Source organism: Microbacterium sp. W4I20, from assembly GCF_030816505.1.
In the GTDB taxonomy this organism is placed as follows: Bacteria; Actinomycetota; Actinomycetes; order Actinomycetales; family Microbacteriaceae; genus Microbacterium.
This window is the reverse complement of the sequence record NZ_JAUSYB010000001.1, coordinates 2,576,988-2,598,511: the sequence shown is the minus strand read 5'-3', so window position 1 is coordinate 2,598,511 and position 21,524 is coordinate 2,576,988. Positions and strand designations below refer to the sequence as shown.

The following is a 21,524-nucleotide window of genomic DNA, read 5'->3' as shown; positions in this document are numbered from 1 at the left end:
AGGCGGAGGCAGCGACATCGACGCAAGCCTCTGCTGTCCCTCAACCCAGTCGCTCCAGGACGACCGCAGTCGTAGGATCGGCCTCGTGGCCGACGACGACGCTCCTTCCATTCCCGACACGTCCCGCCGAGGTTTTCTCAAGATGGGTGGCGCCGCGTTGGCCGGCGCGGTGGTGGGCGGAGCGGGCGGTGCCGCGATCGGCGCGACGATCGCGGCGGGTGCGCGTGACGGATTCGCGACGGATGCTGATCCGTTCGCCGCGCTCACTCCGCGCAGCGAGCCGGGCTTCGACCACGTCGTCGTGGTGATGGGCGAGAACCGCTCCTTCGACAACCTGCTCGGCTACCTGTACTCGAAGGACACTCTGCCCGAGGGCGAGACCTTCGACGGCCTGGCCTTCGGCGACCACAGCAATACGGCATCCGACGGCACGGTCGTGGACGCTCACATCTACCAGGGCGACACCGACCGCATCATGAGCCTCCCCGACCCGGATCCGGGCGAGGAGTACCCGCACGTGAACACGCAGATCTTCGGCACGGTGGATCCGAAGACCAACGCCGACCTCTTCGTCGACCAGATGACGTCCCCTTTCAACGCCCCGGTCCACGGCGAGAAGGCGACGATGTCGGGGTTCCTCGAGGACTACATCATCAACTTCCGCCGTCTGCGCCGGGGCGCCCCGCCGTCGACGGAGGAGGCACGGCACATCATGGGCTCGTTCTCGCCCGACATGCTGCCGGTGCTGTCGACGCTCGCCGCCGAGTTCGCGGTGTTCGACCACTGGTATGCGGGGGTGCCGTCACAGACGTTCTGCAACCGCTCCTTCTTCCACGCGTCGACCTCGCACGGCTTCGTGACGAATCAGGGTGGCGACGGCTACCGAAAATGGCTCGACGCCCCTGCCGCACCGACCGTCTTCAACCGACTCGAAGACAAGAAGCTCAGCTGGAAGATCTACCTCGACAAGCTTCAACTCGTCTCGTTCACCGGGATGCTGCATGCAGCAGTGCTCGAGAAGTACTGGCGCACCGAGCACTTCGGCACCATGGAGGACTTCTACGCCGAGGCGAAGGCAGGCACGCTCCCGGCGTACGCGTTCATCGAGCCGCGGATGGTCTACGACCACAACGACTTCCATCCGCCGTTCGGGGCCGTGCGCGAGAGCGCCGATAACAGCGAGGAGATCTTCGACAGCGCGGTGTCCGACGTCCGCGCGGGCGACCGGCTGATCCACGACATCTACGAAGCGGTGCGCACGAGCGCCACTCCTGACGGGTCGAATGCCGTGAACACCCTGCTGCTCATCACCTTCGACGAGCACGGCGGATGCTACGACCATGTGCCGCCTCCCGCCGCGACGAGACCGACGCCCGACAGCGGCGCTGGCGAGATGGGGTTCACCTTCGACAGGCTCGGATGCCGCGTGCCCGCCATCGCCGTGTCGGCCTACACGAGGCGCGGAACGATCATCCACGACGAGATGCACCACGGATCGGTGACCGCGACGCTGTCGCGCCTGCACGGACTCGAGCCGCTGAACGACCGCGACCAGTCCGCCAACACGCTGATGAACGTCGTGAACCTCGACCAGCCGCGGCATCCGTCCGACTGGCCCGTCACCACACCGGCCTACACGCCCCCGAATCCCGAGCAGGCTGCACCCCACCCCGGGGATGCCGCTCGCTTGAAGCCGCTGACACCGCCGGCACGCGGCCTCCTGGGTCTGCTCATCGCCCGCTACGGCAAGCCCGGCGAACCCGAGCCCGAGACGTTCGCCGACGCGTATCGGCTGCTGCACGAGCACGGCGAAGGGTTGTTCGGCCCGTCGAAGGGGTGACTCACTCCTTCGACGAGCGCTCCCGGTCCTACTCCTTCGGCGCGCGCCGGCGGGCGACGATCAGCAGGGTCGCGCCGACGACGAGCACGGCCGCACCGCCCGCGGCCCAGGCGAGCGTCTCCGGACCGAGCCCGGTACCCGGCAGTGTGCCTCCGCCGCCGACCGGCGGGTCCGGATCGGGATCGGGATCAGGGTCGGGGTCCGGCGGAACGACGACGGCGGCGGCGAGCGCGAAGTCCTGCTCGACCACCGACTCACCGGCGGCGGTGATCACGACGGTCCTGGTCGCGGCTCCCACGACCAGGCTGCCGCTCGGCGGCACGACGGTCAGCGTGTAGGTGCCGGGCGGCAGTGCTCCGAGCCCGAAGGCTCCATCGGCGTCGGAGGTCAGCTGCTGCGTGCCTCCTGGTCCGTCGACCTGCACGACGACCCCGGCGATCGGGTCTCCGTCGTCGGTGCGCACCGTGCCGTCGAAGGCCCCCAGCCGCGCGAGGGCGAAGTCGACGTCGGCGACGTCATCCGCTGCGACCTGCTCCTGCCGGGTGAGCGGACCCGCGGCGACGTAGCCGGGAGGAGCCGTGATGGTGATGTCGTAGTCTCCGGCCGGCAGCCGCGGGAACGAGTAGTCGCCATTGCCGTTCGTGACGGCGGTGATCGGTCCGCCCGGCCCAGTGGCGGTGACGGTGACTCCCGGGATGCCGGAGCCGTTCGAGGTGACCGAGCCGCTCAGCGTCGGACTCTCGGCGACCACGAAGTCGACGTTCTCGATCGGATCCTCACTGCCCGCCGGGATCGTGAAGTCGGGCGGGGTCGAGGTGATCGTGTAGCCCGAAGGCGCGGTGATCATGGCCGTGTGGGTGCCGACCGGGATCGAGTCGAAGAGGTAGTCGCCGGCGGCATCCGTCGTGGTCGTCTGTCCGTCGATCGTCACGGTGACGCCGGGCACGGGGTCGCCGTCGTCATCGAGCACCCGCCCGGAGACGGCCACCGGGACGATGTCGCGCACCGTGAAGTCGGCGACCGCGTCGGCGGTCGTCAGATCGACCGCGACGCTGGTCGCGCCGGTCGAGATCTTGCCGGTCGGCGGGGCGACCCGCACGACGTAGCCGTCGGTCGCGACGTAACCCGGGAAGGAGTACGAGCCGTCGGCGGCGGTGGTCGTCGTGCCGACGACCGTGCCATTGCCGTCGACGAGCGTGAGCCCGACGCCGGTCAGCGGTCCGTCCACGACGTCGACCACCGAGCCGGTGATGTCGCGGGCCTGCGAGACGAACCAGGTCTGGTAGACGGGGAACCCGGCCCGGCGGGTGAAGAAGAAGGTGAGCGAACTGATCGGCGCGGCCGGCTCGAACCAGGCGGCGGATCCGCTCGTGTCCGCGGCGGCCGCGTTCCCGGTGAGGGTCAGGGTCGCGGGATCCCAGCCCGGCACGTCGGTGGCGACGCCGGTGCACGACGGCTTGCCGGCGACACCCGGGGCGCAGTAGTTGAAGCCGCCCTGGAAGCCGAGCTCCGTCGCGTCGAGCGCCTGCCCGTCGGGACCGATGGCCTGGATGCGCACGGCATCCGCATCGATGTCGCCGAGGGCGAAGGCCCACCCCGACGAGGGCGTGGGGTCGGCGAACGAGTAGGTCGTCGTGGAAGGGCTGGTGGCGTTGTCGGCCTTCGGTCGCAGGTTCAGGTAGGGCTGGTCGCGGCTCGAACCGTACTTCGCGCCGATCGGGGTGCCCTCCGACAGCCAGGTCGAGGCACCGGTGATCACAGCGGGCCCGCCGCCACGGGAATCGCTGGTCATCGTCGCGGTGACGGCCGGCTGCGCGGCCACCTGGACCGTCGTCGTGTACGCCCCGCCCGCGCCGGCCAGGGGCTGCCAAGTGGCCCACGAGTTCACCGTCGCCGCAGCCGCCGGCACGGCGCCGACGAGCACGACGACGAGGACGATCATTCCCGCGAGGATTCCGCTCCGAGGCGCACGCATGCGGTCAGAGTACCGGTATATCGGATGCCGGTGAAGAGGACCTTCGGCTCAGATCGCGGACCCCTGAACGGGGCCTTCCGTGTTCGGCTTCCACCCGAGCGCCGGCGCGACGTGGGTCGCGAAGGACTCCAGGACGTGCAGGTTGTACGCGGGTCCGAGCTGGTTCGGAATGGTGAGCAGCAGGGTGTCGGCCGACATCACGGCCTCATCCTGCTTCAGCTGTTCGATCAGCACGTCGGGCTCGGCGGCGTAGGTCTTGCCGAACGTGGAACGGAACCCGTCGATGATGCCGATCTGGTCGCCGTTCTCCTCGCTGCGCAGCCCGAAGTAGGCCCGGTCCATGTCGGAGATCAGCGGGAAGACGCTGCGGCTGACCGAGACGCGCGGCGTGCCGGTGTGGCCCGCCTCCTTGTAGGCGCCGCGGAACAGATCGATCTGCTCGCGCTGCAGCTGGTGGAAAGGCTGTCCGGTCGCCTCGGTGATGAGCGTCGAGCTCATCAGGTTGAGTCCCTTGCGTCCGGTCTCCTCGGCGGTCGCGCGCGACCCCGATCCCCACCAGATGTGATCGCGGAGTGTCGGTGACTGCGGCTCGATCGCGAGGTACCGGCCTTCGCCCACCATGCGCGGGTCGCCGGGGGCCAGACGCTCGCCCTCGATCGCGCGCAGGAAGATGTCGAACTTCTCTCGGGCCAGCACGCTGCCGCGCTCCGGGTCCTCCTCGTCGACGTAGCCGAAGGTCTCGTAGCCGCGCAGCGCCGTCTCGGGTGAACCGCGGCTCACGCCGAGCGCGATGCGTCCGTCGGCGATGTAGTCCAGCGCGGCGGCCTCCTCGGCGAACTGCAGCGGGTTCTCGTAGCGCATGTCGATCACGCCGGTGCCCACCTCGATGCGCTTCGTGCGCGCAGCCATCGCCGACAGCAGCGGCATCGGGGACGCGGCCTGGCGTGCCCAGTGATGCACGCGCACCGAGGCGCCGTTGACGCCGATCTCGTCGGCACCCTCCGCGATCTCGATCGTCTGCTTCAGCATGTCCCCCGCCGTGCGGGTCGACGAGCCGGGCACATCTGCGTAGTGCCCGAAGGAGAGGAATCCGAAAGCCTTCATGATGTATTCCAACGCATGGATGCTGCGCCTATTCCCCCGGCACGAGAAGGCCATCGAAGACCAACGAGCGGATGCGCGGCTCGAGCTCCGCCCACAGCTCACGCAGCGGCACCTCGAAGAGGTCGGCGAGGGCCGCGGCGATCTGGCCGACCGTGAGCTCGCCGTCGCACGCCCCGACGAATGCGGCGAGCGCGGGATCGACGTTCATCGTGCGCGCGAAGCCGCCGCCCTGGCGCAACTCGATCACGCTCGGGTCATCGTTGCCGGGAAGCAGGTGGCGCGCTTCGGTGACGTCGGGGGCGGTGAGCAGGATCGCCGGCAGCCCCGCCGCCAGGAGGTCGTGGGCGGCCAGTCCGGTGCCCAGCGCCGCACCGACGTTCGACACCGGCTGCGGCACCTTCTCGATGCGACGGAGCGGTGCGGTCCGGTCGCCGGTCCCTGAACCGTCCCCTCCGGGCCCTGAACCGACCCCTCCGGTCCCTGAACCGTCCCCTCCGGTCCCTGAACCGACCCCTCCGGTCCCTGAGCCTGACGAAGGGCGCCGCAGCAGCACGTACCCGAAGCCGATCGACGAGACCCCGCGATCGGCGAAGTCGTCGAGCCAGGCAGTGAGGAGCGGAGTGAACCCCGGGTCGCGCGGGGTGGTGCCGCCGTCGCGGATCCACAGCTCCGCATAGCCGAGGGGCGTCAGCTCCTCGCGCTCGATCACCCACAGGTCGAGGTCCGCCGGAACCCAGGCCTGCACACGGGCGAGCCCGGTGACCCCGGCGCGCGACTCCCAGTTGCCGAGCAGCTGGGCGATGCCGCCGACCGTGAGGTGGGCTGGAGCGGTACGCAGGAACTGCTCGACGAGAGCATCCCCCACCATCCCGCCGTCGCGATACTCGTATGCGGGCACGCCGTCGACCCGCGGGGTGATGACGAACGGCGGGTTCGAGACGATCAGATCGAACGCTTCCCCCTCCACCGGCTCGAACATGCTGCCCTGACGGAACTCGATGTTCCCCACGCCGTTGACGCGCGCGTTCACCTCGGCGAACGCCAGAGCACGGGCCGAGATGTCGGTCGCGACCACCGTGCCCGCCCAGCGCGAGACGAGAAGAGCCTGGATGCCGCACCCCGTGCCGAGGTCGAGTGCGCGACCGACCTCGCGCGGCACGATCGTCTCGGCGAGGGTGCGCGAAGCACCTCCGACGCCGAGCACGTGGTCGGCCGGCAGCGGGCCGTCGAGCGCCACCTCGTCGAGGTCGCTGGCGATCCACCACTCCCCGACGCCCTCCGCATCGACGAACGACTGCGGGCGCAGCAATGCGGTCGGCGTCACAGCGGTGCCGTCGTCGGTGGCGAGCCCGAGAGCCACGAGCCCGTCGACGCCGAGACGCGGCAGGGCATCGGCGACCGCCGCCCGGGGTTGTGGCATCCCGAGCACGAGAAGGCGTCCGAGTGTCGCGAGAACTCCGGAGTCCCCGGAGATCGCGCGCAGGATCGGCTCCCGCATGCCGCGGGGCAGAGCATCATCGGCTTCTTCGCCCCACAGCCGACGCAGCGGCTCGGATCGGAGGTCTGCCGCATCGAGGTCGGCGGCGAGCGCAGCGCAGTTCCGCGCGTCGGGGACGGGTACGGGGTGGTCGGACACGGCCGTCACTCTACGCGTCTTCAGGGTTCTCCTTCCCTGCGCCTCCTAGAATCGCAAGGTCAGTACTCACGAGCAGCCTCGGTCCGAGGCGTTCGAGGAAGACCTTCATGTCCGTGAAACCCCCCGAAACCGGCTTCCGTGCGCGCCTGCAGCGGCTCGTACGTCGAACGGCCGTTTTCGCGATCGTGCTGAGCATCGCGGGTTCCGGGGTTCCCACGGTTGCCTCCGCAGAGGAGACGCCGCCGGCGGACGATGACGGGAAGACCGTCGAGCTGCACGTGTCCGCGGGGCTCCGCGGCACGATCGCTCCCGGCGCATCGATGTCGGCCATCCTGACGGTGCAGAACGCCACCGACTCGCCGCTGTCCGACGGACGCGTCCAGGTGCAGATCAGCCGCACCCCGCTCGCCGACGAGGCCGCGGTCTCGAGCTGGCTCGACGACGAGGAGGCGCCGGGGACCTTCACGACACTCGGCTCCGAAAGCACAGAGTCCATCGAGGGCGGCGAATCCGCCACCACCACGGTCTATGTGCCCGAGGAGACTCTCGGCGCCCTCGCACCGGGGGTCTATCCGCTGCGCGCAGAACTGACGGGAGCGACGACCGGCGGCCCCTCAGCCGATGAGACGGTCGCCCGAGACGCCACGGCCACGAGCGTGCTGGTCGTGACCGCCGCACGGACCACGCAGGTCGGCGTGCTCGTACCGATCACGGCGACACCTGCGGACGGCGTGCTGCTCACCGCCGACGAGCTCACCGCGCTCACCTCGCCCGAAGGCGCGCTGACCGCCCAACTCGACGGGGTCGCCGGCACCACGGCCGTACTGGCCATCGACCCCTCCATCCCTGCGGCGATCCGCGTGCTCGGATCGGCCGCACCGGAGCAGGCCACCGAGTGGCTCGAGCGTCTGGATGACCTGCCGAACACCCGGTTCGCGCTGCAGTTCGGAGACGCGGATGCCACGGTGCAGGCTCAGGCGCAGTTGCCCGAGCTGCTGGGACCGACGACACTCTCCCCGTTCCTGGAGCCGACGAACTTCCCGTTGACTCGCGTACCCACCGAGCCGACCGAGGACCCGAACGGCACGGCCGACCCCACGCCCGCTGCCACGGAGACGCCCGCACTCCCCGACGATGAGGACCTCACCGACATCGAGGGTGCGCTTCCGCGCATGCTGTGGCCTCGCACCGATGTCACCGCCGAGAACCTCGCCGCGTTCGCGGGCTACCTCGGTGAGGGCACGACGACCATCGTCTCGTCGACAGCCGTCGGGGGTCGGAGCGCGGCTCACGCGACCACCGCGGACCAGGATCTGCTGGTGACCGATGCCGCAGCATCCGCTGCCCTGTCCGATGCCGCGGCCGAGTCCGACCCGTTCGCCCGCCAGCGGCTGCTCAACGAGGCCGCCGCGCATCTGTACCTCGCATCGAGCAGAACGCCGGGGGCGCCGCTGCTGATCGGTCTCGACCGCGACGAGAACCGGACGTCCGACGCCCTGCGCGAAGTGATCTCGGCGGCCGATTCGATCGGTTTCGAGCTGTCGGCCGTGCGGTCGACGAAGCCCGTGGCGGCGAAGCTCTCGGTCGACGCCGAGGCGCCGGCTGCCGCTCCGCTGAGCGGCCTCCTGAGCGATGAGCAGACCCTCGGAGCCTTCGCGAGCATCCTCACCGAGCCTCAGGACCTGCTGAGCCGGGAGCGCATCCAGATCCTGCGCATCCTCGCCGTCGGCACGACCCCGGAGGACCGCGCGAAGAACATCCTCGCCCACCAGGCTCAGACCCGCGAGACGCTCGGTGCAGTGAGCATCCCGCCCTCGAGCACGATCCAGCTGATCTCGGCCAACACCGATCTGCCGATCCGGGTGCGCAACGACCTGCCCTGGCCGGTGAACGTGAAGCTCTCGGTGCGTCCCACCGACCCCCGGCTCGACGTGAAGCCGCTGGTCGACACGGTGGTGCAGGCGAACACCACGATCATCGTCAAGGTGCCGGTATCGGCTCGCGTCGGCAGCGGCGAAGTCGACCTGCGACTCGGCCTGCACAGCCCGACCGGTGTGCTGATCCAAGACGATCAGACCCTCCGGGTGGCCGTGCGCGCCGACTGGGAGGCCATTGGGCTCACCATCCTCGGCACCCTCATCGTGCTGCTCATCGGTCTCGGTGTCGTCCGCACGGTGCTGCGCCGACGCCGCGAGGCGGCCGAGGCGGCCGCTCTCGGATCCGATCACGACGCGGCCGAAGCAGAGGCGATCAGAGCAGCGCTCGCACCGGAGGCATTCGAGCCGAAGGACGGACGAGGTGAGTAGCCTCGGGCGCGCGAGCGCCGTCATCGGCGCCGGCACGCTCGTCTCGCGCGTCACCGGACTGCTGCGCAGCATCGTGCTGGTCGGGGTCCTCGGGGCGATCGGCTCCGATGCCGCCGACGCGTTCACCTACGCGAATCAGCTTCCGAACAGCGTCTTCTCCCTCATCTCGGTGGGTATTCTCACCGCGGTGATCGTGCCGCAGATCGTGAAGGCGACGGTGGATACCGACGGCGGGAACGCCTTCATCTCGAAGCTCTTCACGCTCGGCACCGTGGTGCTCGTCGTGCTCACCGCCCTCGCCACCGCGTGTGCGCCCTGGCTCGTTCAGCTGGTGGCCGGGCAGGCGAAGCCCGGTCTCCTGGCACTCGCGACCGCCCTGGCCTACTGGTGCCTCCCGCAGATCCTCCTCTACGGTCTGTACGCCCTGCTCGGCGAAGCACTGAACGCACGCCGCATCTTCGGACCGTTCACCTGGGCGCCGGTCGTCAACAACATCGTCTCGATCGCCGGGTTCCTCGCACTCGGCGCGCTCTTCGGCCCCGTACCTTCGCGCGCGTCCGAATGGACCCCGTCGATGATCGCGCTGCTGGGCGGCACGGCGACGCTCGGGATCGCCCTCCAGGCCGTCGTGCTGCTGATCTTCTGGCGGCGCCACAGGTCTCGCCCTCAAGCCGGACTTCCGCTGGCGCGGAGTCGGGCTCGGCAACGTCGGCCGCCTCGCCGGCTGGACATTCCTGATGGCGTTCGCGAGTCTCGCGGCCGGTGTGCTGCAGGGATTCGTCATCAGCGCGGCCGCCGGCAGCGACGCCTCCGCCACGGTGACCGGCAACGCCTGGCTGATCTTCATGCTCCCCTATTCGGTCATCGTGCTGTCGATCGGAACGCCCTACTTCACGCAGATCAGCGAGCACGCCGCTGCCGGACGGCATGACGAGGTGCGAGCCGACATCGCGCGCAGCATCCGCACCCTTCTCTTCTTCATCGCGGCGGCCGTCGCCGCCGTCGCGGCCGCTGCTGTTCCCGCGTCGCGCGTGTTCTCGAAGGCCACGGAGTTCGTGACAGCCGAGGCGGCCGCGCAGTCCGCGGCCGTCGTCCTGCTCTGCTACCTCCTCGGACTCGTCCCGCTGACGATCCTCTTCATCGTGCAGCGCACCTTCTACGCCTACGACGACACGCGCACGCCGTTCTGGTTCACGATGTTCCAGTGCGCGCTGATCGTGGCCACGGCCCTCGCCTCCTGGGCTCTGTTCGAGGCCGGCGTCATCCCGCTCGGTCTCCTGGCGGCCGCGGTCGCACTGGGGCAGTCCATCGCCAGCATCCTGCAGACGATCGTGGCCGCCTTCCTGCTGCACCGGAAGATCGGTGGGCTGCAGATCGGCTCGTGGATGGCGGCGATCGGCCGCTTCGCCCTCGCAGCGATCCCGGCAGGGTTCGCCGGCTGGGGCGTCTATCTCCTCAGCGGAGGGATCGACGGGTGGATGCTGGCCGGCCAGCTGCTCGGCGCGATCGGCACCGCGGTCATCGGCCTCGTCGTGGTCGTCGTGTACCTCGGCATCCTCGCCCTGCTGCGCGCCCCCGAGCTCAGGGTCGCAGGTTCCCTGGTGCGGAGATTCCTGCCCGGTCGCTGAGCGCGCCGCGCGCTCTCAGCTCAGGGAATGCCGCGCGGTTACCATGGGTTGAACCAGTCGGAACGTCTTTCGACGGCATCCATTTTTCTACGACGGAGAGCACATGCGTCAGGTCATCATCATCGGTTCCGGCCCCGCCGGATTCACGGCCGCCATCTACGCCGCGCGCGCGAACCTCAAGCCGCTGCTCATCGCGAGCTCCGTCGAGGTCGGCGGCGAGCTGATGAACACCACCGAGGTCGAGAACTACCCGGGCTTCCCCGAGGGCATCATGGGCCCTGAGCTCATGGCGAAGTTCCAGGAGCAGGCCGAGAAGTTCGGCACCGAGGTGCTCTACGACGACGTCACCGACCTGCAGCTCGACGGACCCGTCAAGACGGTCACGCTCGGCAGCGGCGCGGTGCACGAGACGCAGACGCTGATCTACGCCACCGGCTCCGCCTACCGCAAGCTCGGCATCGAGGGCGAAGAGCGCCTCTCCGGCTACGGCGTCTCCTGGTGTGCCACCTGCGACGGGTTCTTCTTCCGCCAGAAGACGATCGCGGTCGTCGGCGGCGGCGACTCCGCCATGGAAGAGGCCACGTTCCTGACGCGCTTCGCCGACAAGGTCTACGTGATCCACCGCAAGGAGACCCTGCGCGCCTCGAAGATCATGCAGGAGCGCGCCTTCGCGAACGAGAAGATCGAGTTCGTGTGGAACAGCGAGGTCGCCCAGGTCCTCGGCGGCGACGCGGTGACCGGTGTGCAGCTGCGCAACACGGTCGACGGCACGCTCAGCGAGCTCCCGCTCGACGGCCTGTTCATCGCCATCGGCAACGACCCGCGCACGCACCTCGTGCACGACAAGCTGAAGCTCACCGCCGAAGGCACGATCTGGGTCGACGGCCGCTCCTCGGTCACGTCGGTCCCCGGTGTGTTCGCCGCCGGCGACGTGATCGACCCCACCTACCGTCAGGCCATCACGGCCGCCGGCACGGGCACGATCGCCGCGCTCGACGCGGAGCACTTCCTTGCGGATCTGGAAGACGCCTCCGTCGAGTTCCCGGCCGCGGAGGCCGCCGAGATCCTCACCGCGTAGGCGCGCGGGAACACTTTCACCCCGTCGGCTGTTATAGCTGACGAACCTCGAATCAAGGAGAACTCTGATGAGTGCAAAGGCAACGAGCCAGGCGACCTGGGAACAGGACGTTCTGCAGGCCGACGGTCCCGTGCTGGTGGACTTCTGGGCCGAGTGGTGTGGTCCCTGTCGCATGGTCGCCCCGGTTCTGGACGAGATCCAGTCCGAGAACCCCGACAAGATCACCATCCTCAAGCTCAACGTGGATGAGAACCCCGAGCTGGCGATGAAGTACCAGATCACGTCGATCCCGGCGATGAAGGTGTTCGACGGCGGTGAGGTCAAGACGACCATCATCGGCGCCAAGCCCAAGTTCGCCCTCGAGAAGGACCTCGCCGCATTCATCGGCTGATCCTCTGAGACCCTGAGAAGGCCGTCACCTCCGTTTCGGGGGTGGCGGCCTTTTCTGCGTGCTCCTGTGTTGTTTCTTCTGGTGGTTCCGGGCTCCGGATGTTCCCCTCACTCGCGGAACGGGGACCCTCCCGCTTCGCGGGCCCCTCCCGATGCTCGTTCGGGGAACACCCTGCGCCCTACGGTGTTGCGCACGTATGCAGTCGCCGCGGGGGTGGATACAGGGGTTCCGGTGCAGGCACAATCTGCGGAGGGGTTCACGAATTGCGGATGCTTTGGGCGGAAGCATCCGCAGATCGTGAACGGCGGATGCTGCGTGCGCAGCGCGGGAACGGCGGATGCTGCGACGCGGGCTACTTGTCGGAGACAGGGACCGTGGGGAGGCCGCGCGACGCGCGGGCGCGGTCGACGAGGTCCTGGATGACGGGGGTCTTGGCGGCGTTGTAGGTCGATGTGCCGCGGGCGGCAGCGGCGACGGCGTCGCATTTCGCGTGGACGTAGCGATCCGCATCCGCCGGATGAGCCTGGAGCCAGTCCCGCAGGATGCGCTGGTTGACGGTCTCCCAGTCGGACGCGGCGAAGAAGTGCGCGATGCGGGTGCGGGTGCCGTTCTCCTCGAACACCATCACCGGGTGGCTCTGCACGCTGCTGCCCAGGTGCCAGCCGATCGCCTCCAGAGCTGGTCGACGCGCGTCGAAGTCAGCAACGCTCTCGAGGCGAACGGCGAGGTCGATGATCGGTTTCGCGCGCATGCCGGGGACGGCGGTCGAACCGATGTGCTCGATCACCCAGTCTGGATCGCCGTGTGCCCGCAGCTCAGCGGCGATCTCCTCGAACTGCTCCGGCCAGCGCGGGTCGTATTGCACCAGCATCCGGGGCATGTCAGGAGCGGTCGGCGACCGTCGGATCCCACCGGCGGTGGCGCTGCTTCTCGTCGAGCAGCCCCCAGACCGCGGGGGTCAGCTCCGGGTACTCCAGCGCGATCTGCCGCAGCACGCGGTAATGCCGCGCCGCGTTGGGTCGCACGCCGTCGTTCGCGTTGATGTTGTCGGCCCGCAGCAGGTAGACGACGAGTTCGTCGACGCTCGGCAGCTCCTCCATGAACTCCCACGGATCCTCGCCGCCGAGGAGGCGTTCCTGAATGAGCACGGCCAGTTCGTCGGCGGCTTCCGCACGCAGCACTTCGAGGCTGGCGCGGCGCTGAACGGACTCGGACATGCTTCCAGCCTACGTCCGACTGGGGCGCCTCCGGCGCTCGACCTTCGTGTCTTCGCGCATGTCCTCGAGCTCTTTGCCCTTGGTCTCGGCGACCTTGAAGTACACGAAGAAGAACGACAGCAGCGCGAAGAACGCGTAGAAGCCGTAGGCGAACGGCAGGCCGATCGCCGAGAAGGCCGGGAACGTCGTCGAGATGAAGAAGTTCGCCACCCACTGCGCTGCAGCAGCCACCGCGAGGGCACCGGCACGGATCGAGTTCGGGAACATCTCCCCCAGCAGCACCCACACCAGCGGGCCCCAGGTGGCTCCGAAGAACACGACGAATCCGTTGGCGCAGATCAGTGCGACCGTCGCCCACGGGTCCGGGAGCGTCACCGCGCCCTCGGCATCCAACGTGCCGAAGGAGAAGGCGAGAGCCATCAGGCCGAGGGTGACGGTCATGCCGACCGAGCCCACGAGGAGCATGATCCGTCGGCCGATCTTGTCGACGAGCAGGATCGCGACGATCGTCACGACGATGTTCGTCACCGACGTGATCACGGTGATCAGCAGCGCCTCGGATTCACCGAATCCGACCGACTGCCAGAGGGTCGTGGAGTAGTAGAAGATGACGTTGATGCCGACGAACTGCTGGAACACCGACAGCAGGATGCCGACCCACACGATCGGCTTCAGGCCCAGCCGGTTGCCGCGAAGATCACGCAGCGATTCCGTGCGCTCGGTGTTGAGCGTGCCGGTGATCTCGGCGATCTTCGCCTTCACGTCGACCGCACCCGTGACCGTCGTGAGCACCTCGGAGGCCTTGTCGATCTCCCCCTTGGCGACGAGGTACCGCGGAGACTCGGGCAGTCTCATCGAGATCGCGCCGTAGACGATGGAGGGCACGGCGCCGGCGATGAACATCCAGCGCCAGGCGTCCAGACCCCACAGCGGCTCGGCCGCTCCCCCGGCCACGTTCGCGAGCATGGCGTCCGAGAGCAGGGCGATGAAGATACCGGTCACGATGGCCAGCTGCTGCAGCGAACCGAGTCGCCCGCGGATGTTCGCCGGCGACACCTCGGCGATGTAGGCCGGGGCGATGACGGATGCTGCGCCCACGCCGAGGCCGCCGACGACGCGCCAGATGATCAGGTCCACGACGCCGAACGCGAAGCCGGAGCCGAGAGAAGACAGCAGGAAGAGCACGGCGGCGACCACCATGATCGGGATGCGGCCGAAGCGGTTCGCCAGCGGGCCCGCGAACCACGCCCCGACCGCGCATCCGATCAGTGCCGACGAGACGGCGAAGCCCTTGAGGCCCACACCGAGATCGAAGCCCGACTGACTGCCGGCCAGCGCGTCGACTGCGCCGTTGATCACCGCGGTGTCGAAACCGAACAGGAAGCCGCCCAGGGCGGCGGCGATGCTGACCGCGATGACGCGGCCTCGTATGGCGGATCCAGGTTGTGTGCGCGACATTGTGCCCCTCCTCGACGTCATCTGACGCGAGTCTAGGCCTCCCCGGGGACGTCGGGGGTGATCAGCTGCGGCCGTATCCCTCTTCGCCGATTTCCTCGAGAATCCGGTTCAGATCCTGGATGGAAGCGAAATCGATCGTGACCTGGCCTTTGCGCGCACCGAGAGCGATCTTCACGCGCGTGTTCAGGCGGTCGCCGAGCTTGCCGGCGACCTCGTCGAGGTAGGCGCGTCGGGCTCCCGGCGTAGGCTTCGTGCTCTTCCCGGCGGAGGGCTGGGACTTCGCGGCCTCTTCCGTGGCACGCACCGAGAGGTCTTCGTTCACGACCTTGTCGGCGAGCTTCTGCATCGCCTCCGGAGTCTCCAGGCTGAGGATGGCGCGGGCGTGACCCGCGGTCAGAACACCTGCGGCGACACGCTGCTGCACGGGAACCGGCAGCTTGAGCAGTCGGATGGTGTTGCTGATCTGCGGACGCGAACGTCCGATGCGCGTCGCGAGCTCCTCCTGCGTGATGCCGAAGTCCTCGAGCAGCTGCTGATAGGCGGAGGCTTCCTCGAGCGGGTTGAGCTCCGAGCGGTGGAGGTTCTCGAGCAGGGCGTCGCGGAGGAGATCCTCGTCAGCCGTCTCGCGGACGATGGCCGGGATCGTGTCGAGTCCGGCCTCGCGGGCGGCGCGCGTACGCCGCTCCCCCATGATCAGCTCGTACTCGCCGTCGCTGTTCTTGCGCACGACCACCGGCTGCAGCACACCGAACTCGCGGACGCTGTGCACCAGCTCGGCGAGATCGTCCGAGTTGAAGTGCGTGCGCGGCTGCCGGGGATTGGGAACGATCTGGTGCGGATCGACCTGCACGAGATGGATGCCGGGGACGACCGCGAGATCGGGCTCCTGCGCCACCGTGCTGATCTGTACCTCGCTCGGGCGCAGGTTGGCACCCGGGAAGAACACGTCCACCGGACGCTCCGCCTGGTCTGCCGTCGGGATCAGGGCTCCGATGCCCCTGCCCAGTCCAGTGCGCTTCGCCATCATTTCTCCTTGCTCTGCGTCGCCGTCCGCGACGCGATCTCGACGGCGGCCTCGCGGTACGCGATCGCACCGGCGGATTGCCCATCGTAGGCGATCACGGTCTGTCCGAAACTCGGTGCTTCCGACACGCGCACCGACCGCGGGATCACCGTCGTCAGCACCTGCTCGGGGAAGTGCGTGCGCACCTCATCGGCCACCTGCTGTGCGAGCCGCGTACGCCCGTCGAACATCGTCAGCAGGATGGTGGAGAGGTGCAGCGAAGGATTCAGGTGCTTCTGGATCATCTGGATGCTGCCGAGCAGCTGGCTGAGACCCTCCAGCGCGTAGTACTCGCACTGGATCGGGATGAAGACCTCGGATGCTGCGGTGAAAGCATTGATCGTGAGCAGCCCCAGCGACGGTGGGCAGTCGATGATGACGAAGTCCATCGGGCTGTCGACGAGGTACACCTCAAGTGCGCGGCGCAGGCGGTGCTCTCTCGCCACCTGGGCGACCAGCTCGATCTCGGCGCCCGCGAGGTGGATGGTGCTCGGTGCACAGAAGAGATTCGGATCCTCCGGGCTCTGCTGCACGATGTCAGCGAGCGGGAAGTCCTCGATCAGCACGTCGTAGACACTGGGGACCTCGGCACTGTGGGGAACTCCCAGCGCGGTGGATGCGTTCCCCTGCGGGTCGAGGTCGATGACAAGGACCTTCGCACCCAGACCGGCGAGAGCGGAGGCGATGTTGACGGCCGACGTGGTCTTACCCACGCCACCCTTCTGGTTCGAGACGGTGAGAACGCGCGTCTCGCCCGTGAATTCGACCTTCGCACCCTCGAGCGCCCGGCGCCGAGCGGAAAGATCGGCGAGCTCCCGCGCGAGCGGTGTATCCATCCCGAACGATTCGCTCGAAGATGCCTTTTCGGATTGTTTCACGTGAAACATCCACTCCTTTCGGGGCCGCGTTCCACTCTAATCGCTGGGGGCGGCGTTGGGAGCCGAGGGAGGGTGGTGGGGGTGGTGAAGACGGCTCTGCGTCCGGCTGCTCGGGGATGTCTCAGCTGCTTCTGTGGGGCCGGGTGGGATGCTCCCCCTCCTTCGCAGAACGGGCACCCTCCCCGCAAGCGGGGACCCCTCCCGATGCTCACTCACGGGAGCATCCCACCCTCTCGGTGCCGAGCGGGTTTCAGTCTCGCGGGGTTCACACCTCGATCCGGAATGATGAGACGAGTATTCAACTTCGCGGCGCGACCACCCCACGCCCTATTCCGACGCGTACCGCGGAATGCCGTTGGGCGTTCGGTGATGCGTGACATCTTGCTTTATGGCAGGCGACCCCTGCACCCTCACGTTACGAAGCAGTCATATGCATGCCCCGCTGAAGAGGCGCCGGTCGGGCGGGAGTATTCGACAAGGCGTGTCTTCGGGCGCCGAAGTGAGGCACCCTAAGCCCGAGTCGTTGTTCCACGTGAAACATTCGCGGTCCCCCCGGTAGAGACGAGGGACCCGCGGAGTCGGCCTGGGCGGGGAGCTGAGTCAGTGAGATGGGCGGAGCTATGGGTATCGAGTAGGACGGCTGCCGATACTGAAGTTCTTGCCTCGAGCGAAGGTGCTTCCGCGATCCGTTGGTACTCCCCCACACCCCCAGTGCACCTAGCGACGCCGGGTCGAATGTTGGCGGCGATGGGCGGGTGTGTGCCGCGAGCACGGGCTGAGATTCAGCACATGTCGTCAACTCGATGCGATGTCGATGTTTCACGTGAAACATGCGGGTTGTGCTGGAGATCGATGAGGAATCGAGCGGCTCGAGCCTGACGGCGCGAACGGGATCGAATGGCAGCGGAAGTCGATCCATCGAGCACTCCGCGGGTGAGGAGGGGGAGTACAGCCGGAGCGCGAGGTGAATGCTTCACGTGAAACACGGTGGTGGTTGGGATCCCCCGGCGACGATGCGCCACACCTCTGCCCGTCCCCGCAGCGACGACGCGCGGCACTTGGCAGCGGTGCGATACGCCGTATGAGCGCTCGTGCGAGACGCACGGTCGTCTGCGTCGTTCTCTGGCCACTGGGCGAGAATGCCGGGGTCGGCCGGTGGCCCCGATGCTCCCTGTAACCGTGACCAATGTTTCACGTGAAACAGTGCGCAGAACGCTCGGGGCATCGGCGGGTGGCTCGCTTTGCAGGCACCAGAGGAGACAGCTGCCGCAGCCAATCAAGTCGGGCGCGCATGCCGGCATTGATGAAGGAATGATCTTCATCCGTCATTGGCACCGTGCGGCGCGCAAGGCTCTGGAGCGGGTGCACGATGTGTCGGCGCCTCTGACGTCGTGCGGCACGATGCTTCGTGAACACGATCGTCCACGAGCGACAAACCAGAGTTCGCGGGTGGCCACGTCGGAGTTCGCGTGTAGAGAGGTGTCACGTGACGTGACGTCCCCGTGTGGTCGAACCCATTCGCCGGCTACAGCGTCGAGCCGTAGGCCCAGGTCATCAGTCCAACGAAACCCCCACGGTCGCGTCAGCGCAGCCATAGAGCTTTCTGATCATGGAATCCAGAACGAGGGTCCTCTGCGCAGGTCGGTCACAGCATTCGCAACCGACGGGAGCGAAGCCGCGACGATAGCGATCAGTGCTTATGGACGGCCATCAGGCGTTCAACCACGTCCCCGGATCACCGCGCGACACCGTGATGTTTCACGTGAAACATCACGATGATGACCTATCGGACGATCGCCCGCACGACCCGTGTGATCTCCGGGAGAACGCCCTCACCCAACACCTCGACGCGCACATCGGTCAGTCGGAACTTCTTGATCTGCTTCGCCGCAGCATCGATCTCGTTGGTTGCGTTGATCCCCTTGAGAACGGTCAGCTCTCCCCCATCGCGCACCAGAGGCGCTGTCAGCGGGATCAGTGTGCGCAGTGCGCTCACCGCGCGGGCCGTCACGACATCGAATCCCTCAGCAGGGCGTACGTCTTCGGCTCTGGCTCGCACGACGTCCACATTGGTCAGTCCGAGGGCAGCCACCTGCTCATCGAGCCAGGTGATGCGGCGCTCCATCGGCTCGATCAGTGTCCACTGCACGTCGGGCCGGGCAATGGCCAGCACCAGACCGGGGAGGCCCGCGCCGGAACCGATGTCTGCCACCGAGCCGTGGAACAGCGGAGCGGCGATCACGCTGTTGAGGATGTGGCGGGTCCACAATCGAGGAAGTTCGAGAGGACCGATGAGCCCTCGCTCCTCCCCCTCCCGAGCAAGAGCCTCGGTGAACGAGCGTGCGACGTCGATACGGTCCCCGAACAGCTGAGCCGCGACCTCCGGCTCGACTTCGAGTTCGCTCATCGCCGCACCCAGCGGCCCTGAGCCCGACGATGTTTCACGTGAAACATCAGCGACGGCGTAGGACGGTGTGGCGGTCTGCGCCCTCGCCGTACGACTCCGACACCAGACCGCGATCGGCGGCGATGTCGTGCACCAGCTTTCGCTCGTAGCTCGACATCGACGGCAGGGATGCCTGGGATGAGCCTTCGTCGAGCTTCGCGGCCGCGGCATCCACCAGCGTCTCGAGCTGACGACGACGGGTGTCGCGCGATCCGCCAATGTCGAGGATCAGTCGCGAGAAGGATCCGGTGCGGTTCTGCACCGCGAGACGCGTGAGCTCCTGCAGGGCCTGCACGGTGTCGGGCGCCGACAGCAGGGCGAGTCCATCACCCTCGGCCTCCACCGACACATAGGCCCGACCCTGACGGACATCCAGGTTCAGATCGCCGTCGATGTCGGCGATGTCGAGGAGTTCCTCGAGGAAGTCCGCGGCGACATCGCCCTCGTTCTCCAGCTCTGCCACCGTGGGTTCGGTGGTCTCGGTCGCGACCTCGCTCATGAACCGCTGCCCTTCTTCTTCGCACGCTTCTTGCCGACAGGCTGCTGGCGCTTCGGTGCCTCGGCCTTCGCCTTCTCCGCCAGATCGAGCAGACGCTGCTGCTCGGCCTCGTACGCAGCCATCGGGACGACCTTGCCCGACGAATCGATCGCCTTGCCCTTCTTCGCGAGTCGCTCTTCACGAGCCTTCGCGGCCTCCGACCCGGGGGTCGGCATCTCGCGGATCACGAGGAACTGCTGCCCCATGGTCCAGAGGTTGGAGATGAACCAGTAGACGACCACGCCGAGCGGGAAGAACACACCCGAGAAGATGAAGCCCAGCGGCAGCACGTAGAGCATGATCTTCTGCATCTGGTACGCCTGGCCGGTCTTGGCCTCGGGCGACAGGTTCTTCGAGATGATCTGCAGCTGCGTGAAGAACTGCGAGCCGATCATCAGCACCACGAGCGTGACCAGGATCACGATGGCCGTGGTGTTGCCGGCATCCACCGCGTTGCCGAGCGTCTCGTGCAGCGAAGCGACACCGAAGAGCTTGGCGTCGTAGAACTCCTTGGTGAGCTCTGGGCTGAGAAGCCCGACGCCGCCGATGTTGTCCTTGGCGTGCTTGCTGACGTCGCTGAGCACGCTGAACAGCGAGAAGAAGATCGGCATCTGCACCAGCAGCGGAAGACAGCTCGACATCGGCGTCGTGCCGTGCTTCTTATACAGGCCCATGGTCTCGCGGCTCATGGCCTCGCGAGAGAGCTGGTCCTTCTTGCCGCGGTACTTCTCTTGAACTTTCCGCAGTTCAGGAGCGATTTCCATCATCTTTCGCTGGCTCTTGATCTGCTTCACGAACAGCGGGATCAGAGCGGCACGGACGACGATGACGAGACCGACGATGGAGAGCACCCAGGTGAGACCGGATGCCGCGGGCAGACCGACCGCGGTGAGCAGCCAGTGCCAGGCGACGAGGATCATCTCGACGACCCACTTGAGCGGCCACAGGATCGTGCCGATCAGGTCGAAGCCACCCGCCGCGGGCGCATCGCTGGGGGTGTTGCTGGCGAGCAGAAGGTCAAGACCCACCGTTCAGTCCTTTCGGGCAGGGACGACGAAACCGTGAGAAGTCAGGTCGTAGCGGAAGTGTTCGTGCGGACGGACGTCGTCGACGCCTCCGCGAGTCCAGGGATTGCAGCGGAGGATGCGCCACGCGGAGAACAGGGTTCCCCGCACGGCACCGTGCTGCTGCACCGCACCTACAGCGTAAGCGGAACAGCTGGGGTAGTACGCACAGACATCTCCATAGAGAGGAGAGATGGTCTTGCGGTACGCCGTGAGGAACCCCAGCACCAGATTGCGGGGAACCAGCGGGATGCTGCGGAGGAGATCGCCGGACTGCAGGTGCGCCGATCCGATCGAGGACGCCGGCAGGGCAGTCACGGGGTGCCCGCAGCCGACGCCGGCGCCAGCCGGGTAAGACAGCGGTCCACGTCTGCGCGGAGCTCGGCGAACGATGCCGTGGCAGACGCAGGAAGGGCACGGATGACGACATCCGTGCCCTGGGGAACTCGCGGGAGCGCCTCCGCACACACGGCTTTGAGTCGCCGGCGCACGGTGTTGCGCACCACTGCAGTGCCCACCTGCTTGCTGATGATGAAACCGAACCGTACGGTTCCGCTCTCACCCGTCGACAGCATCGACGTGATGAGGCGCGACCCGCCACAACGGGAACCGCGGCGAACGACCATTCGATAGTCGCTGCCGCGAGTCAGCCGGTGCGGACGGGCGAGCACAGCGGACTACGCGGAGAGCTCGGTGCGGCCCTTCGCGCGGCGTGCAGCAAGGATGCCGCGGCCGGCGCGCGTACGCATGCGGGCGCGGAAGCCGTGCTTCTTGGCGCGACGACGGTTGTTGGGCTGGAAAGTGCGCTTAGTCATGGAATCACTCCGGGAATACTGCCACCGGGTTCACTGCGACCGGAGACATGGGGAACTGCCAAAAATGGCATAAGTCAACCGACTTAG

General features: G+C 67.6%; 18 protein-coding genes and 2 pseudogenes. 6 read left to right on the top strand and 14 right to left on the bottom strand.

Going from position 1 to position 21,524, the window contains the following annotated elements:
- The first annotated feature begins 85 nt into the window (after positions 1 to 85).
- The gene (locus QFZ21_RS12645) at positions 86 to 1,840 is read left to right on the top strand and encodes an alkaline phosphatase family protein (protein ID WP_307378335.1); all 1,755 of its coding nucleotides are present in this window, start codon (positions 86 to 88) and stop codon (positions 1,838 to 1,840) included.
- Positions 1,841 to 1,868: 28 nt separating this feature from the next.
- Here QFZ21_RS12645 and QFZ21_RS12640 read toward each other — a convergent pair whose 3' ends face one another.
- The 3 genes from QFZ21_RS12640 to QFZ21_RS12630 are packed head-to-tail and all read right to left on the bottom strand — an operon-like array spanning position 1,869 to position 6,555.
- Entirely contained in the window at positions 1,869 to 3,815 is a 1,947-nt protein-coding gene (locus tag QFZ21_RS12640; RefSeq protein WP_307378333.1) for a collagen binding domain-containing protein, read from the bottom strand.
- A gap of 48 nt (positions 3,816 to 3,863) precedes the next feature.
- On the bottom strand, positions 3,864 to 4,919 hold the full coding sequence (locus QFZ21_RS12635; protein WP_307378331.1) for an LLM class flavin-dependent oxidoreductase: 1,056 nt from the start codon (positions 4,917 to 4,919) through the stop codon (positions 3,864 to 3,866).
- A 28-nt stretch (positions 4,920 to 4,947) separates the two neighbouring features.
- Positions 4,948 to 6,555, bottom strand: coding sequence for a class I SAM-dependent methyltransferase (locus QFZ21_RS12630; RefSeq protein ID WP_373426020.1), 1,608 nt, complete (start codon positions 6,553 to 6,555; stop codon positions 4,948 to 4,950).
- Positions 6,556 to 6,662: 107 nt separating this feature from the next.
- Here QFZ21_RS12630 and QFZ21_RS12625 point away from each other — a divergent pair, with 107 nt between their 5' ends.
- The 5 genes and pseudogenes from QFZ21_RS12625 (at position 6,663) to trxA (ending at position 11,958) form a co-directional block, all read left to right on the top strand.
- Complete coding sequence (locus QFZ21_RS12625; RefSeq protein ID WP_307378328.1) at positions 6,663 to 8,861, top strand: DUF6049 family protein; 2,199 nt, start codon at positions 6,663 to 6,665, stop codon at positions 8,859 to 8,861.
- Positions 8,854 to 9,465: pseudogene (locus tag QFZ21_RS12620) on the top strand (lipid II flippase MurJ); the annotation flags it as partial. The gene QFZ21_RS12625 and the pseudogene QFZ21_RS12620, both read left to right, overlap by 8 nt.
- 121 nt (positions 9,466 to 9,586) lie before the next feature.
- A pseudogene (locus QFZ21_RS12615) lies at positions 9,587 to 10,489 on the top strand (lipid II flippase MurJ); the annotation flags it as partial.
- Between the two features lie 103 nt (positions 10,490 to 10,592).
- Positions 10,593 to 11,567: a thioredoxin-disulfide reductase gene (trxB, locus tag QFZ21_RS12610; RefSeq protein ID WP_307378326.1), complete on the top strand. Its 975-nt coding sequence runs from the start codon at positions 10,593 to 10,595 to the stop codon at positions 11,565 to 11,567.
- A 67-nt stretch (positions 11,568 to 11,634) separates the two neighbouring features.
- Positions 11,635 to 11,958, top strand: a complete 324-nt coding sequence (gene trxA, locus QFZ21_RS12605) for a thioredoxin (protein ID WP_116633353.1) — start codon at positions 11,635 to 11,637, stop codon at positions 11,956 to 11,958.
- A 352-nt stretch (positions 11,959 to 12,310) separates the two neighbouring features.
- Here trxA and QFZ21_RS12600 read toward each other — a convergent pair whose 3' ends face one another.
- The 11 genes from QFZ21_RS12600 to rpmH form a co-directional block, all read right to left on the bottom strand.
- Entirely contained in the window at positions 12,311 to 12,838 is a 528-nt protein-coding gene (locus QFZ21_RS12600) for a GrpB family protein (RefSeq protein WP_307378323.1), read from the bottom strand.
- A gap of 1 nt (position 12,839) precedes the next feature.
- Positions 12,840 to 13,175, bottom strand: coding sequence for a tryptophan synthase subunit alpha (locus tag QFZ21_RS12595; protein ID WP_307378321.1), 336 nt, complete (start codon positions 13,173 to 13,175; stop codon positions 12,840 to 12,842).
- Positions 13,176 to 13,184: 9 nt separating this feature from the next.
- On the bottom strand, positions 13,185 to 14,633 hold the full coding sequence (locus tag QFZ21_RS12590; RefSeq protein WP_307378320.1) for a sugar porter family MFS transporter: 1,449 nt from the start codon (positions 14,631 to 14,633) through the stop codon (positions 13,185 to 13,187).
- Positions 14,634 to 14,694: 61 nt separating this feature from the next.
- The gene (locus QFZ21_RS12585) at positions 14,695 to 15,657 is read right to left on the bottom strand and encodes a ParB/RepB/Spo0J family partition protein (RefSeq protein WP_307378319.1); all 963 of its coding nucleotides are present in this window, start codon (positions 15,655 to 15,657) and stop codon (positions 14,695 to 14,697) included.
- Positions 15,657 to 16,532 (bottom strand): ParA family protein, encoded by an 876-nt coding sequence (locus tag QFZ21_RS12580; protein ID WP_307378317.1) that lies wholly within the window; start codon positions 16,530 to 16,532, stop codon positions 15,657 to 15,659. Before QFZ21_RS12580 ends, QFZ21_RS12585 begins: the two co-directional genes overlap by 1 nt.
- A 1,825-nt stretch (positions 16,533 to 18,357) precedes the next feature.
- Positions 18,358 to 18,981, bottom strand: a complete 624-nt coding sequence (gene rsmG, locus QFZ21_RS12575; protein WP_307378315.1) for a 16S rRNA (guanine(527)-N(7))-methyltransferase RsmG — start codon at positions 18,979 to 18,981, stop codon at positions 18,358 to 18,360.
- A 46-nt stretch (positions 18,982 to 19,027) separates the two neighbouring features.
- Positions 19,028 to 19,519: a R3H domain-containing nucleic acid-binding protein gene (locus QFZ21_RS12570; protein ID WP_307378313.1), complete on the bottom strand. Its 492-nt coding sequence runs from the start codon at positions 19,517 to 19,519 to the stop codon at positions 19,028 to 19,030.
- Positions 19,516 to 20,586 carry a membrane protein insertase YidC gene (yidC, locus tag QFZ21_RS12565; RefSeq protein ID WP_307378312.1) on the bottom strand — a complete coding sequence of 357 codons (1,071 nt, stop codon included), beginning with the start codon at positions 20,584 to 20,586 and terminating at the stop codon, positions 19,516 to 19,518. Before yidC ends, QFZ21_RS12570 begins: the two co-directional genes overlap by 4 nt.
- A gap of 3 nt (positions 20,587 to 20,589) precedes the next feature.
- The gene (gene yidD / locus QFZ21_RS12560) at positions 20,590 to 20,940 is read right to left on the bottom strand and encodes a membrane protein insertion efficiency factor YidD (protein ID WP_307378310.1); all 351 of its coding nucleotides are present in this window, start codon (positions 20,938 to 20,940) and stop codon (positions 20,590 to 20,592) included.
- Entirely contained in the window at positions 20,937 to 21,293 is a 357-nt protein-coding gene (rnpA, locus tag QFZ21_RS12555; protein ID WP_307378308.1) for a ribonuclease P protein component, read from the bottom strand. Before rnpA ends, yidD begins: the two co-directional genes overlap by 4 nt.
- Positions 21,294 to 21,299: 6 nt before the next feature.
- Positions 21,300 to 21,437 carry a 50S ribosomal protein L34 gene (rpmH, locus tag QFZ21_RS12550; RefSeq protein ID WP_045278552.1) on the bottom strand — a complete coding sequence of 46 codons (138 nt, stop codon included), beginning with the start codon at positions 21,435 to 21,437 and terminating at the stop codon, positions 21,300 to 21,302.
- Positions 21,438 to 21,524 lie beyond the last annotated feature (87 nt).